Origin of the sequence: Serratia ureilytica (assembly GCF_013375155.1) — a bacterium.
GTDB classification, from domain to species: Bacteria; Pseudomonadota; Gammaproteobacteria; order Enterobacterales; family Enterobacteriaceae; genus Serratia; species Serratia ureilytica.
This window is the reverse complement of the sequence record NZ_JABXOF010000001.1, coordinates 1-13,229: the sequence shown is the minus strand read 5'-3', so window position 1 is coordinate 13,229 and position 13,229 is coordinate 1. Positions and strand designations below refer to the sequence as shown.

10 protein-coding genes, 4 tRNA genes and 3 other RNA genes are annotated in these 13,229 nt (G+C 59.1%); 5 read left to right on the top strand and 12 right to left on the bottom strand.

Annotation, left to right across the window (positions count from 1 at the left end):
• Window positions 1-187: 187 nt before the first annotated feature.
• Entirely contained in the window at window positions 188-535 is a 348-nt protein-coding gene (locus HWW83_RS00085; RefSeq protein ID WP_033642211.1) for a PsiF family protein, read from the top strand.
• A 216-nt stretch (window positions 536-751) separates the two neighbouring features.
• Window positions 752-1,504 carry a 2,3-diphosphoglycerate-dependent phosphoglycerate mutase gene (gene gpmA / locus HWW83_RS00080; protein WP_016928714.1) on the top strand — a complete coding sequence of 251 codons (753 nt, stop codon included), beginning with the start codon at window positions 752-754 and terminating at the stop codon, window positions 1,502-1,504.
• A gap of 46 nt (window positions 1,505-1,550) precedes the next feature.
• On the opposite strand, the gene HWW83_RS00075 is transcribed toward gpmA, so the two are convergent.
• The 3 genes from HWW83_RS00075 to aroG form a co-directional block, all read right to left on the bottom strand.
• Window positions 1,551-2,588: a M48 family metallopeptidase gene (locus HWW83_RS00075; protein ID WP_046686585.1), complete on the bottom strand. Its 1,038-nt coding sequence runs from the start codon at window positions 2,586-2,588 to the stop codon at window positions 1,551-1,553.
• A gap of 7 nt (window positions 2,589-2,595) precedes the next feature.
• On the bottom strand, window positions 2,596-3,786 hold the full coding sequence (locus tag HWW83_RS00070; RefSeq protein WP_072628163.1) for a YjgN family protein: 1,191 nt from the start codon (window positions 3,784-3,786) through the stop codon (window positions 2,596-2,598).
• A gap of 259 nt (window positions 3,787-4,045) precedes the next feature.
• Window positions 4,046-5,098 (bottom strand): 3-deoxy-7-phosphoheptulonate synthase AroG, encoded by a 1,053-nt coding sequence (gene aroG / locus HWW83_RS00065; RefSeq protein WP_025301893.1) that lies wholly within the window; start codon window positions 5,096-5,098, stop codon window positions 4,046-4,048.
• Between the two features lie 212 nt (window positions 5,099-5,310).
• Here aroG and HWW83_RS00060 point away from each other — a divergent pair, with 212 nt between their 5' ends.
• The 3 genes from HWW83_RS00060 to zitB are packed head-to-tail and all read left to right on the top strand — an operon-like array spanning window position 5,311 to window position 10,081.
• On the top strand, window positions 5,311-5,916 hold the full coding sequence (locus HWW83_RS00060; protein WP_033642206.1) for a response regulator: 606 nt from the start codon (window positions 5,311-5,313) through the stop codon (window positions 5,914-5,916).
• Window positions 5,913-9,113 carry an ATP-binding protein gene (locus HWW83_RS00055; protein ID WP_176588900.1) on the top strand — a complete coding sequence of 1,067 codons (3,201 nt, stop codon included), beginning with the start codon at window positions 5,913-5,915 and terminating at the stop codon, window positions 9,111-9,113. Before HWW83_RS00060 ends, HWW83_RS00055 begins: the two co-directional genes overlap by 4 nt.
• Window positions 9,113-10,081: a CDF family zinc transporter ZitB gene (gene zitB / locus HWW83_RS00050; protein ID WP_089191306.1), complete on the top strand. Its 969-nt coding sequence runs from the start codon at window positions 9,113-9,115 to the stop codon at window positions 10,079-10,081. Before HWW83_RS00055 ends, zitB begins: the two co-directional genes overlap by 1 nt.
• 35 nt (window positions 10,082-10,116) lie before the next feature.
• Here the strand turns inward: zitB and pnuC are convergent, their stop codons facing one another.
• The 9 genes from pnuC to HWW83_RS00005 all read right to left on the bottom strand — a co-directional run bounded on the left by pnuC (window position 10,117) and on the right by HWW83_RS00005 (window position 13,228).
• Window positions 10,117-10,842, bottom strand: a complete 726-nt coding sequence (gene pnuC, locus HWW83_RS00045; protein ID WP_122016430.1) for a nicotinamide riboside transporter PnuC — start codon at window positions 10,840-10,842, stop codon at window positions 10,117-10,119.
• Window positions 10,843-10,862: 20 nt separating this feature from the next.
• Window positions 10,863-11,924 carry a quinolinate synthase NadA gene (gene nadA, locus HWW83_RS00040; RefSeq protein WP_089196730.1) on the bottom strand — a complete coding sequence of 354 codons (1,062 nt, stop codon included), beginning with the start codon at window positions 11,922-11,924 and terminating at the stop codon, window positions 10,863-10,865.
• Window positions 11,925-12,245: 321 nt separating this feature from the next.
• Window positions 12,246-12,370: non-coding RNA, RtT sRNA (locus HWW83_RS00035), on the bottom strand.
• A 74-nt stretch (window positions 12,371-12,444) separates the two neighbouring features.
• A tRNA-Lys gene (locus tag HWW83_RS00030) sits at window positions 12,445-12,520 on the bottom strand.
• A gap of 6 nt (window positions 12,521-12,526) precedes the next feature.
• Window positions 12,527-12,602 (bottom strand) — tRNA-Val (locus tag HWW83_RS00025).
• A gap of 45 nt (window positions 12,603-12,647) precedes the next feature.
• A non-coding RNA gene (locus tag HWW83_RS00020) (RtT sRNA) lies at window positions 12,648-12,771 on the bottom strand.
• Window positions 12,772-12,784: 13 nt separating this feature from the next.
• Window positions 12,785-12,860: transfer RNA gene (locus HWW83_RS00015), tRNA-Lys, on the bottom strand.
• A 152-nt stretch (window positions 12,861-13,012) separates the two neighbouring features.
• Window positions 13,013-13,137: non-coding RNA, RtT sRNA (locus tag HWW83_RS00010), on the bottom strand.
• Window positions 13,138-13,152: 15 nt separating this feature from the next.
• Window positions 13,153-13,228: transfer RNA gene (locus HWW83_RS00005), tRNA-Lys, on the bottom strand.
• Between the last annotated feature and the right edge of the window lies 1 nt (window position 13,229).

Here is a 13,229-nt window from a genome sequence, read left to right as displayed (position 1 = left end):
CCCTCGCCGTACGGCCGGGGGCGATTTGTTATAAATGCTTACCTTTTAGCCCTATCCCCCCGCCGGCGCCCACCTTCCCTTATTCCAAAGCGCGCACTACACTCAGGCTACCGTGATAAGCACAACGCCTTGTGCAACGTCACAATTTTCGGCCGATGGCGGCCAATCAATAGCTGAAGGAACACCTATGCGTCTGATTACTGCACTTCCATTGCTGGCGGGCTTAATGCTGAGCACCAATCTGATGGCGGCCGACGCGACGACGGCGACGAAAACGCCTTCGCCGGCGCAGGCGGCCCAACAGAAACGCATGACCGATTGCAACCAGCAGGCATCCACCAAGTCGCTGAAAGGCGCGGACCGCTCCACCTTTATGAGCACCTGTCTGAAATCCGAAGGCGCCGCTGCAACGGGCAAAACCCTGACGCCGCAGCAGCAGAAGATGAAAAGCTGCAACGCCGACGCCAAGACCAAGGATCTGAAGGGCGACGCGCGTAAAACCTTCATGAGCAACTGCCTGAAAAAATCGGCCTGATTTTCCCTCTGCCACGGCGCGTCCGAAGCGATTCCGACGCGCCGTTTCTCCCCCTTCCGCCCCAGCCTGAACGATTCAGCTTTTTCCTTTCTCCAGCCCTTACTTTGCGGCAAGAAATTGGCTATGGTTAGACACTATCGATTGCCGAGCCCCGGCCCGCGGCAATATAATGATTTTCGTTATCATTGAAATGTCAGATTATTAAGGAGTTAAGCTATGGCTGTAACTAAGCTGGTTCTGGTGCGTCACGGCGAAAGCCAGTGGAACCAAGAAAACCGCTTCACCGGTTGGTATGATGTTGATCTGTCCGACAAGGGCCGCACCGAAGCGAAAGCAGCAGGCAAGCTGTTGAAAGAAGAAGGTTTCACTTTCGACTTCGCTTACACCTCCGTACTGAAGCGCGCGATCCACACCCTGTGGAACATCCTCGACGAGCTGGATCAGGCCTGGTTGCCAACCGAAAAATCCTGGAAGCTGAACGAACGTCACTACGGCGCGCTGCAGGGTCTGAACAAAGCCGAAACCGCTGAAAAATACGGCGACGAGCAAGTGAAACAATGGCGTCGCGGCTTCGCGGTGACCCCGCCGGAGCTGACCAAAGAAGACGAACGTTACCCTGGCCACGATCCGCGCTACGCCTCGCTGAGCGAGCAAGAGCTGCCGCTGACCGAAAGCCTGGCGCTGACCATCGATCGCGTTATCCCTTACTGGGACGAAGAGATCCTGCCACGCATCAAGAGCGGCGAACGCGTGATCGTTGCGGCGCACGGCAACTCGCTGCGCGCGCTGGTGAAATACCTGGATAACCTGAGCGAAGACGAAATCCTCGAGCTGAACATCCCAACCGGCGTGCCGTTGGTGTATGAGTTCGACGAGAACTTCAAGCCAACCAAACGTTACTACCTGGGTAACGCCGATGAGATCGCTGCAAAAGCGGCGGCCGTGGCGAACCAGGGTAAAGCGAAGTAATTTCGCCGGTTCACGAAAAAGCCCCCGGTTTTCACCGGGGGCTTTTTTATTTCTGCTGCGCCATCGCCTCATTTACCGCATCCAGCCGTTCCTGCATCGCCGGATGAGTGCTGAGCCAGGCAGGCAGCGCCCAGTCATCGGTCTTTTCTCGTTCAGGCGCCTGCGCCAACGCGCGGTAGATCGCCGCCATTTCCGCCAGCGAACGCCCCTGGCGCTGCATTTCCGCTATCGCAAACGCATCCGCCTCACGCTCCATCCCGCGAGAAAACTGCATCTCATTTACGAAGGATGCGGACTGCAGCAACGTGTCGCCGATGCCGCTGACGTCACCCGTCATCCACATCAGCGTCAATGCCACCAGTGACGAGCGCACCAACATGCGCATCGGATGGCGATAAGCGTGATGCCCCATTTCGTGCAGCATCACCGCCGCCAAGCCATCGTCGTTTTTCGACAAGGTGACCAGGCTATCGCTGAGCACCAGCGTGCCATCCGGCAACATAAAGGCGTTCGGCGCGCCGGGCGCCGCCATCAACTTCAGCGAGAGCGGCGTGCGCTCTTGGCGCATGTCGGCCGGCATCACCTGCCGGAACAGCTGCTGCAGCGCCCGTTGCCGTTCGGCCGGCAGTGCCGAGGGCGCGAAGCCACTCTGCTCCAAGAACGTCTGCGTATGTTCGCCCAGCTTCTGTTCCACCGAGGTGGGGATGCGCATGGCGATCTCGCTGCTCGCCCACGGCAGCACCACGTAAACGTAAGTCACTACCGCCAGCAGCGTCATCAGCAGCGCCAGGGCGACGCCGCGTTTATGGCGTTCCAGGCGATGCACCCAACCCGGCGAACGGCGCTGATAGAACCAGCGGCGAAAGGCCGCGTCGTCATCGGGCACAAAACGCCCGCCGCCCTTGAAGGTAAGCGTCAGCGGAATATTGCCCAGCGCGGCAGAAACGGTGATGTCCGTCAGCGGGATGTAACGCTGTTCATCCTGCCGCTGCAACGTCACGCCTTCGCCGCTTTCGTTCACCAGCAGACGAGCCGCCTCACGTGCGGCCCGCCCCGGCAACTGATAAGCGCCTTCAAGGATCATCGGCGCCTCAGAAGCTGCCGCCCAGATCCAGCGCCTGCACCGCTTCTTCGGCCACCGCGCTGTTGGCGGTTTCCTGATGCGCCGTAATGTCCAGCAGCGCCAGATCGCCTTCAACCGCCGTGCACGCCGCCAGATAACGGGCATGACGCACTTCCGCCACCGGCGCCGCCAAACCGAGCGAGAACAGGGTAATCAGGGTATTGGTGATCAACAATCCCATGTACGGCAGCGTTTTCATTGAGGAATGCAGCTTGATGTCGCCGTTCAGCCTTGCCTGGTTAAACAGGTAGTTGCGTTGGGCGACAACCTGGTAGCTGCTGGCCACCAGGGCACCGATCAGCAGCACCACCATCATCAGCAGAAGGCTGCTGATATTGTCCAGCACCAGCACATCGATGGCTTCGTTGGTCAACAGGCCCATCAACACCATCTGATAGAGGGTAAAGAAGAACGAACCGATGCACACCAGCGCGACCAACATGAACGGCAGGAATATGAGCAGGCCGATCAAGGCAAATTTGATAAAGGCCGATTTCTTCAGTTCGGCAATAAACGGCGTGTTCCCGAAAAACAGGTTATTAACGTACAAATCATGCTGCAGTGCGCTAATAATGCCGTTTACCGCCGCAAATGCCGGCACAGCCAAAATCAGCGTCAGCACCAGCATAAATGCGATGGCGTTGATGCTGCCAAGACCGCTGCCAATGCCGAGCAAGACGATCAGACCGACATACAGTCCGATAATCAGCAATAACGGGCAGAATAGCAAAGCCCAATAGGCGCGCCCGGTGCGGCAGACATAATTAAAGCGCACGCCGCGATAGCTCGACATAATCGCATTGTAGCGCCAGCTGCGGATAACAATCCACGGCAACAGGGCAAGCAATACCAGCAGCGCCAACAGCCCCAGCAATGGCGTCACCGCCAGCAGGAAATAAAATACAATGATGCCGCCGATCACCAACAGCCGTCCTTTCAGAATTTGCAGCGGCTGCGCATGATAATCGAAACGATCGCCGTCCAATTCCGTGTTGCCGTAAAAATAGCGACGACGACGCACCGTCGCCCAGGCGGAATAGATGCCCAGGGTCAGAGCGGTCAATAACGCGTTGACTAACCAAATAGCGAAGTACTCACCACCTTTCCCATGGAATTTAATCCGGTGCAGCCCCAGCGGCTGCGAGGTATTGTTTGTCATAATTCTTTCGTCCTGAAAGGAATAGGTCATACCACTCCCCGCTTATTCGTCATGCGGAGTTTGTGGAATAAAAAAGCGTCTTATATAAGCACAATGCCGAGAGCGGTGACAATTATTCTTTTATTAAATAGGAATAATGCGAATACGGCCGCTTAAAGATTTAATAAGCCTATTGACTGTAGGCCTTAAATTGATAGGAGATATAAAATTTTAAGGTAAATAGAAAAAGGGCCCGCTGACGAGCCCCTTCTTTACGCGATTAACCGCGGCGCGCTTTCACCGCCGCCGCCAGATCGCGCAGCACGGTTTCGGTATCCTGCCAGCCGATGCAACCGTCGGTGACGCTCTTGCCGTAAACCAGCGGCTCGCCGCTTTCGAGGCTCTGGTTGCCTTCCACCAGGTGGCTTTCGATCATTACACCGATAATCGCTTTTTCACCGCCGCCAATTTGCCCGCAAACATCGGCGCTCACGTCCATCTGTTTTTTGAACTGTTTGCTGCTGTTGGCATGGCTGAAGTCGATCATCACCTGCGCCGGCAGCCCCGCTTTGCTCAGACCAGCTTTGACGTCCTTCACGTGCGCCGCGCTGTAGTTCGGCTCTTTGCCGCCGCGCAGAATAATGTGGCAGTCACCGTTACCGCTGGTGTTAACGATCGCCGAGTGGCCCCATTTGGTCACCGACAGGAAGCAGTGCGGCGCGCCGGCGGCGTTGATGGCGTCGATCGCCACCTTGATGGTGCCGTCGGTGCCGTTCTTGAAGCCGACCGGGCAAGAGAGACCAGAGGCCAGTTCACGGTGCACCTGCGATTCCGTGGTGCGCGCGCCGATGGCGCCCCAGCTCATCAAATCCGCCAGGTACTGCGGCGTGATCATGTCGAGGAATTCGCCGGCGGCCGGCAACCCGCTGTCGTTGATCTCCACCAGCAGTTTGCGCGCCAGGCGCAGGCCGTCGTTGATGTTGAAGCTGTTGTCCATTTGCGGATCGTTGATCAGGCCTTTCCAGCCCACGGTGGTGCGCGGTTTTTCGAAGTACACGCGCATCACCACTTCCAGCTCGCCGCTCAGTTCTTCACGCAGCGCCAGCAGGCGCCCCGCGTACTCTTTGGCGGCTTGGGTATCATGGATGGAGCAAGGGCCAATCACCACCAGCAGGCGATCGTCGCTGCCGCGGAGGATATTGTGAATTGCGCTGCGGGCCTGGGACACCGTCTTTGCCGCGCGTTCAGTGGCCGGGAATTTCTCCAGCAAAGCCACCGGCGGCAGGAGTTCCTTAATATCATTAATGCGTAAATCGTCGTTTTGGTAATTCATAGCTTTTCCATTCGGTATCGTGGGGTATTTCGCAGTGCGTAACGGTGTAGATCCCAACAATCTAGCCTGTGAGAATGGCGCTGTAAATCACCTTTGCCCCCCGCCGCTGGAACCGCCAAATTAACAGCAGATTGTGCTGTTTCATCAGGGGAGCGCAGAGCCTCCTTTTTCGCTATGCTAGCGATCGGAATATACAGCGACCCGAGTTGAACATGCCTTCTCTGTTATTAGTTGATGACCACCCGGTGGTTCATGTCGCACTGGAAGCGGCGCTAATGAAATCATCCCGCCCCTACCGCCTGCAGGCGGCGCAGGACGACGTCCAGGCGTTGGCTCTGCTGGCCGAGGCCGCTTTCGGCCTGGTGATCCTGGATATCGGCCTGCCGCAGGTCGATGGGCTGCAGCTGTTGAAAAAAATCCGCCGCCGCTATCCGCAACAAAAGATCCTGATCTATACCGCGCAGGAAGCCGATGTCTATGCGCGCATGGCGCATGCCGCCGGCGCCGACGGTTTCGTCAATAAAGGCAGCTCGCTGGCGGAGTTGGTGCAGGCGATCGAACAGGTGCTGGACGGTGAAATCAGCTTCCCCGCCGCCGCGCTGGCCGAAGAGGCGCCGACGGCGGACGGCGGGCTGCTCACCCCTAAGGAGCTCGAGGTGCTGGGCTTGCTGAGCCAGGGGCTGTCCAACCTGCAGATCGCCGACCGGCTGCACATCAGCAACAAGACTGTCAGCACGCACAAAAAAAACATCCAGCGCAAAACCGGCGCCGGCAACCTGCTGGAACTGGTGGCGGTGTTTAAAGAGCTGGCGCCATGATGCGCCGCGCCCTGCTGCTGCTGATCCTGTGGTGCGGCCTGGCGCAGGCGGCGGAGCCGGTGCGCTATCAGCTGGTCAGCAACCTGAATACCCCCGAGAATATGCTGATCGTCGGCGAGAAAAATCCCTGGCGCGATCGCACGCTGCGCGTCGGTATCATCAGTGAGAACACCAGCCCGTACAACATCATCGTGGACGACGATCTGTATGGGCTGAACGCCGACTACCTCGGCTATATCCAGCAGGTGACCGGCATCCGCTTCGCCATTTACGGCTTCGCCGATCTGACCCAGCTGGAACAGGCGCTGCACGACGGCAAGGTCGACCTGCTGTACGGCATCCCGCAGAGCGAAGCGCTGCACGGGCTGGAGATCTCCCAGCCTTACTACATCAGCAACCTGCGCGTATTGCGCGATCGCAGCAACGATAGGCCGGTGATGCTCAATTCCGCCAACGCCCGCGTCGCGATCGGCGCGCTGACCGACATGCAGTCCGGCGGCGCCCTGCAGGCGGTGGCGTCGCAGATCCAGCGCTACGACAACAACCTGCAGGCGGTCTATTCGCTGCTCAACGGCAGCAGCGACTACTTTATCGCCGACGAGGCCAGCGCCAGCTTTATCATCGACCAACTGCAGCTCGGCCAGCTCTATCAAATTGAAAGCAACGAGAACCTGGGCAACCTCTCCTTCGTGTTCGCCGCCGCCGACCCGCGCCTGATAGACACACTGGACACCGCCATCGCCGACGCGCCGATGGAACTGATGAATGCCCTGCAGAGCCGCTGGAGCAAAAAGATCCCCAGCTACCTCGACACCGGCAATGCCGATCTGACGACGATGGAGAAAAACTGGGTGGCGAGCCACCGCGTGGTTTACTATGCCGCCATCGAGAACAACTTCCCGTTCGCCTACCGCGGTTCCGACGGCCAGCCGCGCGGCTACGCCATCGATATTCTCAACATCATCGCGCAAAACACCGGGCTGCGTTTCGCGCCGCTGTGGGCGCGCAACGCCGAGCAGGCCGATCAGCTGGTGCAATCCGGCCAGGCCAGCTTCCGCGCCGCCCTGCCGCTGGCGCGCGGCGTCAAGGCGCGCTATGGCGCCAGCATGCCGATCCACCGTTCGCTGTGGGGCGTTTACGTCGGCCAGTATGCCAACGGTGTCTCGACCTGGAGCGATCTGGCCGGCAAGCGCATCGGCGTGCTGCAGGGCGATTTGGCTCAGGGGCTGGTGCCGGAGCAGGAACAGACCGTCAGCTTCGCCGACAGCAAGTCGATGTACGACGCGCTGGCCAACGGCCAGTTGGATGCGCTGGTGGATAACGTCATTTCCGCCAACTTTTTGGCGCTGTCGCGCTATTCCGGCGCCATCAAACTGGCCTTCGCCGCCAACAACATCCCCTATCCGGTAGCCTTCGGCGTACGCCGCGATCAGCCGCTGCTGCTGGCGATCCTCGATAAGAACCTGATGCAGATCCCGGCGGATACCCTGCAATCGCTGCGCGACGAGTGGATCGTCGACCGCAGCAACCTTATCGACGCGGTGAACGACAACCGCATGCCGCCGCAGACCACCTGGCTGCTGGCGCTATTGGCCGCCGCCACCGTGCTGCTGTTGGCGCTGACGCTGCGCCGTTTCATGCTGCAGCGCCGTGAAAAACGCGAACGCGAAGAGCTCGAGCAGGCGCGCCGCCGCGCCGAAGCGGAAAACCGCATGAAGAGCAAATTCCTCGCCACCGTCAGCCATGAACTGCGCACGCCGATGCACGCCATCCTTGGCCTGCTGGAACTGGAGCTCAAACGCCAACCGGCGCCGGAAGGCCTGCCGGTGATTTACAGTTCGGCCTCATCGCTGCTCAACCTGCTCAACGACCTGCAGGATCACGCCCGACTGGAAACCGGGTCGTTGACGTTGGCGCCAAAACCGGTGGCGCTGCGCCCCTGGGTCGCGCGCATTGACGCCCTTTACCGGCCGCTTATCGGCGAACGGCCGTTGACGTTGAAGGTGACGGCAGATCCGGCGCTGCCGGAGGCGGTGGTCATTGATGGTGAGCGTTTACTTCAGGTGGCTAACAACCTGATAAACAATGCGATAAAGTTCACGACGCGCGGAACCATTCAGGTCGAGGTCGGCTGGCGCGCGCAGGATGAACGACGGGGAGAGTTGCAGTTAACGGTGAACGACAGCGGCTGCGGCATCGCCGCCGATGAAGTAGGCAAGCTGTTTCAACCGTTTTACCGCGCGCGCGGCGCGCAACGCATCTCGGTGCAAGGTACCGGTTTGGGCCTCTCTATCTGCAAAGAAATCGTCGAACAGATGGGCGGCCGCATAGAGCTGCACTCGCAGCCGGGCGTCGGCACCCGCGTCGAGGTAGTGATACCGGTCGAGCTGAGCGGCGACGCGCCGGCTGGCGCGCAGGAGGAACACACCTTTGCTCTGCCGTCTTCCGCCTTGCGTACCGCGCTGATCGACGATCATCCCACCAATTTGTTGCTGCTGGAACGCCAACTGCGCCACTTCGGGCAGCAACCCGCCCGCTTCGAACAAGGCTATGCGCTGCTGAAGGCCCAGCGACGGCAGCCGTTTGACCTGCTGTTTATCGACTATAACATGCCGCGCCCGGACGGCCTGACGCTGGCCAGGCTGATCCGGCGCGACGAACAGCGGCTGCAGCGCCCGCCTTGCCGCATCGTGCTCTGTTCGGCGGACGTGCAGGAGTTTACCCGCATCCCGCCGGGGCTGGTGGCGATCGATCACTTCCTGACCAAGCCGATTTCGCTGACGGCGATCGGCCAGGTATTGGCTCAGCAACCGCAGGCTCAGGAAGAAAAGTCAGTCCTTACTGACCTACGGCAAACGCTGGCCGAAATGGCGGGCGGCGATCGCGCCATGCTGCAGCGGCTGGCGCAGACGCTAGGCGATACGCTGCGGCAAGACCGGCAGCGGCTCGCGGATGCCGTCGCCGCGAACGACTGGCCTCGCCTGGAGCAGGCGGCACACCGCATCAAGGGCAGCCTGCTGATGCTGCAGCTGCCGGAAGCCGCGCAGCTGTGCCAACAGCTGGTGGATACCGCACGTCGGGGCGAGCTTGCCGCCGCCGCTTATACTAAATTAAAGGCGTTAGTGGCGCAGATAGAACCGGAGCTGGACGCTCTGCTCGCCGCCGCCCCCTCTTTCGCTATGCATAAGGATGAATAATGTCGGACACTCCACACGTACACCTGCCGAAAGACAGTAACAGTAATAGTAAACGCCTACTGACCGCTTTTTTAGTCACCGCCGTCTTTATGGTGGCCGAGGTGGTCGGCGGCCTGTTGTCCGGCTCGCTGGCGCTGTTGGCCGACGCCGGCCATATGTTGACCGACGCCGCCGCGCTGCTGGTGGCGCTGATGGCGGTGCACTTCTCCCAGCGCAAACCCAACGCGCGCCACACCTTCGGCTACCTGCGCCTGACCACGCTGGCGGCCTTCCTCAACGCCGCGGCGCTGCTGGTGATCGTGGTATTCATCCTGTGGGAGGCGATACGGCGTTTCTTCGAACCGCAGCCGGTGATGGGTACCCCGATGCTGATCATCGCCATAGCGGGGCTGCTGGCGAACCTGTTCGCCTTCTGGCTGCTGCATCGCGGCAGCGAAGAGAAAAATATCAACGTGCGCGCCGCCGCGCTGCATGTGCTGGGCGACCTGCTCGGCTCGGTGGGCGCTATCGTCGCGGCCATCGTTATTCTCGCCACCGGCTGGACGCCGATTGACCCGATCCTGTCGGTGTTGGTCTCCTGTCTGGTGCTGCGCAGCGCCTGGCGGCTGCTGAAGGAGAGCTTCCACGAGCTGCTGGAAGGCACGCCGCAGGAGGTCGATATCGCCAAGCTGCAAAAAGACCTGTGCCTGAACATCCCGGAAGTGCGCAATATCCACCACGTACACGTCTGGCAGATCGGCGAACAGAAGCTGATGACGCTGCATGCGCAGGTGATCCCGCCGCATGACCACGATGGGCTGTTGCAACGCATCCAGGCTTATCTGTTGGAACACTACAAGATCGGCCACGTGACCATCCAGATGGAGTACCGGCACTGCGAGACGCCGGACTGCGGTATCAACCGGGCGCCGGAGCCGAGTGAACACTCACATGCCGAAGCGCATTCGCACCTGGGGCATCGCCACTAAGCCACGAGGGCGCCATCACGGCGCCCTCTGCGTTGTTACGGTGCGGAAGAGAGCGGATTGGAACGGTTGCGCCCGGCGCTCTTGATCCACAGCCAGGAGCCGTTCAGGGCGATCAGCGTCAGAATGACATACTCCAGCGCCATCGCGTACACGCCCTGGTAGGCGAAGATCGCCACGCTGATGACATCGATAACCACCCACAGCAGCCAGTTTTCCACGTACTTGCGCGTCATCAGGATCATCGCCACGATGGACAGCACCATCATCGCCGAATCCCAGAACGGGAACGCGTCCGGCTGCAGCGTCGGCATCTGCACGTTCAGCCCCAGCCCTTGCATCACCGCCACCGCAATCTGCGTCAGCCAGGCGAACACGCGGTCGATGTTGAAGGTCATCAGGCCGATGCCGATGACGCAGACCGCCGCCCAGGCCAACGCTTTCGGCAGCGGCAGCCAGCGGATCTGCAGCTCAGCCTGATTATCCTGCGTCTGGCGGCTCCAGGCATACCAACCGTAAATATTGGCGCCGAAGAAGAACAGCTGCAGCAGCAGGCTGGCGTACAGCTGGATCTGGAAGAAAATCACCGCGAACAGCGTGACGTTGATCAGGCCGAACAGGTAGTTGACGATTTTTTCCTTGCTGGCGTACCAGATGCACAGCAATCCGAACAGCGTGCCGATGGCTTCGATCCACGACAGATCGTAACCGCCCGCGCCAAGCGGAATGTGCACCAGAATATTGCTGGTACTGAAGAAGCTCATGAAGTCATCCTTTTAAACGGTTAAGCGTTGCCTTTAACCTGCATCTTAAGCTGAGCGGCGAAATCCAGCATGCGGTTCAGCGGCACCAGCGCCTTTTCACGCAACGCAGCATCCACGTGGATCTCATGCTGTGCGCCCCCCTGCTCCAGGCCTTCGGCAATCGCCTTCAGGCCATTCATCGCCATCCACGGGCAATGCGCGCAGCTGCGGCAGGTTGCGCCTTCTCCGGCGGTCGGCGCTTCGAACAGCTCCTTGTCCGGACAGGCCTGCTGCATCTTGTAAAAGATACCGCGATCGGTGGCAACGATCAGCTGTTGATGCGGCAATGTTTTCGCCGCCTGAATCAACTGGCTGGTAGACCCCACCGCATCCGCCAGCTCGACCACCGCCTGAGGCGATTCGGGATGCACCAGGATAGCCGCCTGCGGATAGAGCGCCTTCATGCGCCGCAGCGCCTGGGTCTTGAACTCGTCATGGACAATGCAGGCGCCTTGCCAGCACAGCACGTCGGCGCCGGTCTGCTTCTGCACGTAGCTGCCGAGATGGCGATCCGGCGCCCAGATAATTTTCTCGCCCAGGCTATCCAGATGCTCGATCAGTTCGACGGCGATGCTGGAGGTCACCACCCAGTCGGCGCGCGCTTTGACCGCCGCCGAGGTGTTCGCATAGACCACCACGGTGCGATCGGGATGGCTGTCGCAAAACGCATGGAACTCCTCTTCCGGGCAACCCAGGTCAAGCGAACATTCGGCAAACAGGGTCGGCATCAGCACCTGTTTTTCCGGGCTGAGGATCTTGGCGGTCTCCCCCATGAAGCGCACGCCGGCCACCAACAACGTGGAAGCCGGATGGGCGCTGCCGAAGCGCGCCATTTCCAGCGAATCCGCCACGCAGCCACCGGTTTCTTCCGCCAGCGCCTGGATTTCCGGATCGGTATAGTAGTGGGCGACCATCACCGCATTGCGCTGCTTGAGCAAGGTTTTGATCTTTTCGCGATAAAAGGCTTTTTCCGCTACGTTCAGCGGTACCGGTTTGGGCGGGAAAGGATACACCGCCGCGTTGACATCAAACATTTCACTCATCGCTGCAATCTCATGCTAGGCTGGGCGCCTGCCATTTGAATATCGCCTGCCGCAACGCCCTTAGTTTTATATACTAAACAAAATACCTAAAATTGCGCGAAAAGTCCGCTGATATTTTCAAATTTGCGCACTTAGTGTTTAATAGATTAAAAACACTGGAATGAGTCGCGCAGAACACAGCGGATAATGACCTGGCGAAGACGCATAACGCCCAGGGAAGACCCGGATGCCGATTGGCGCAGAGTTGAAACGAGAAAGCAGGGATTCAGGTTGGGGTGCTGCAGATGCGAAAAAAGCGCCAAAAGGCGCTTTTCTCTGAATGGGTGGGTCGTGCAGGATTGATTCGGCCTGTGGCCTCACCCTGCGGGCAACGCTGCGCGTTGTCGTATCGCTGCGCGATGCTCGAACCTGAACGCAGGATCTCACCCGCACGACTCGGTGACCATGTTGGCGAGAAGATGAGGTCAGGTTTGGATGTTACAGAAACGAAAAAAGCGCCAAAAGGCGCTTTTTTCTGAATTGGTGGGTCGTGCAGGATTCGAACCTGCGACCAATTGATTAAAAGTCAACTGCTCTACCAACTGAGCTAACGACCCGCAGTGTGGTGGGTGATGACGGGCTCGAACCGCCGACCCCCTCCGTGTAAAGGAGATGCTCTACCAACTGAGCTAATCACCCACTGCTGTGGTACTGCTATTTTTCACATTCTGCTCTATCAAAGAGTGGTGGGTCGTGCAGGATAACTCGGCCTTTGGCCTCGCCCTTGCGAGCCATCACCGGGGTGATGTTGTCTCGCTTCGCGAGACTCGAACCTTTACGGTTCTCATCCTGACGATTTAACACCTTGCTCTATCAAAGAGTGGTGGGTCGTGCAGGATTCGAACCTGCGACCAATTGATTAAAAGTCAACTGCTCTACCAACTGAGCTAACGACCCACTGATGTGGTTTACTGCTGATGGCGAATAGGTTACAAAAACCGACTCGCGGAAAACAAGGATGGGGATGTTCAGGACAACTCGACGGGTACTCGACTCGGACCTTTACTTTGCCACATCAAACCGATTCTGAAGCTGCCATTCTTAAAGAATGGTGGGTCGTGCAGGATAACTCGGCCTTTGGCCTCGCCCTTGCGGGCCATCACCGGAGTGATGTTGTCTCGCTTCGCGAGACTCGAACCTTTACGGTTCTCATCCTTTACGATTCTCTATCGCAGCCATTCTTAAAGAATGGTGGGTCGTGCAGGATTCGAACCTGCGACCAATTGATTAAAAGTCAACTGCTCTACCAACTGAGCTAACGACCCA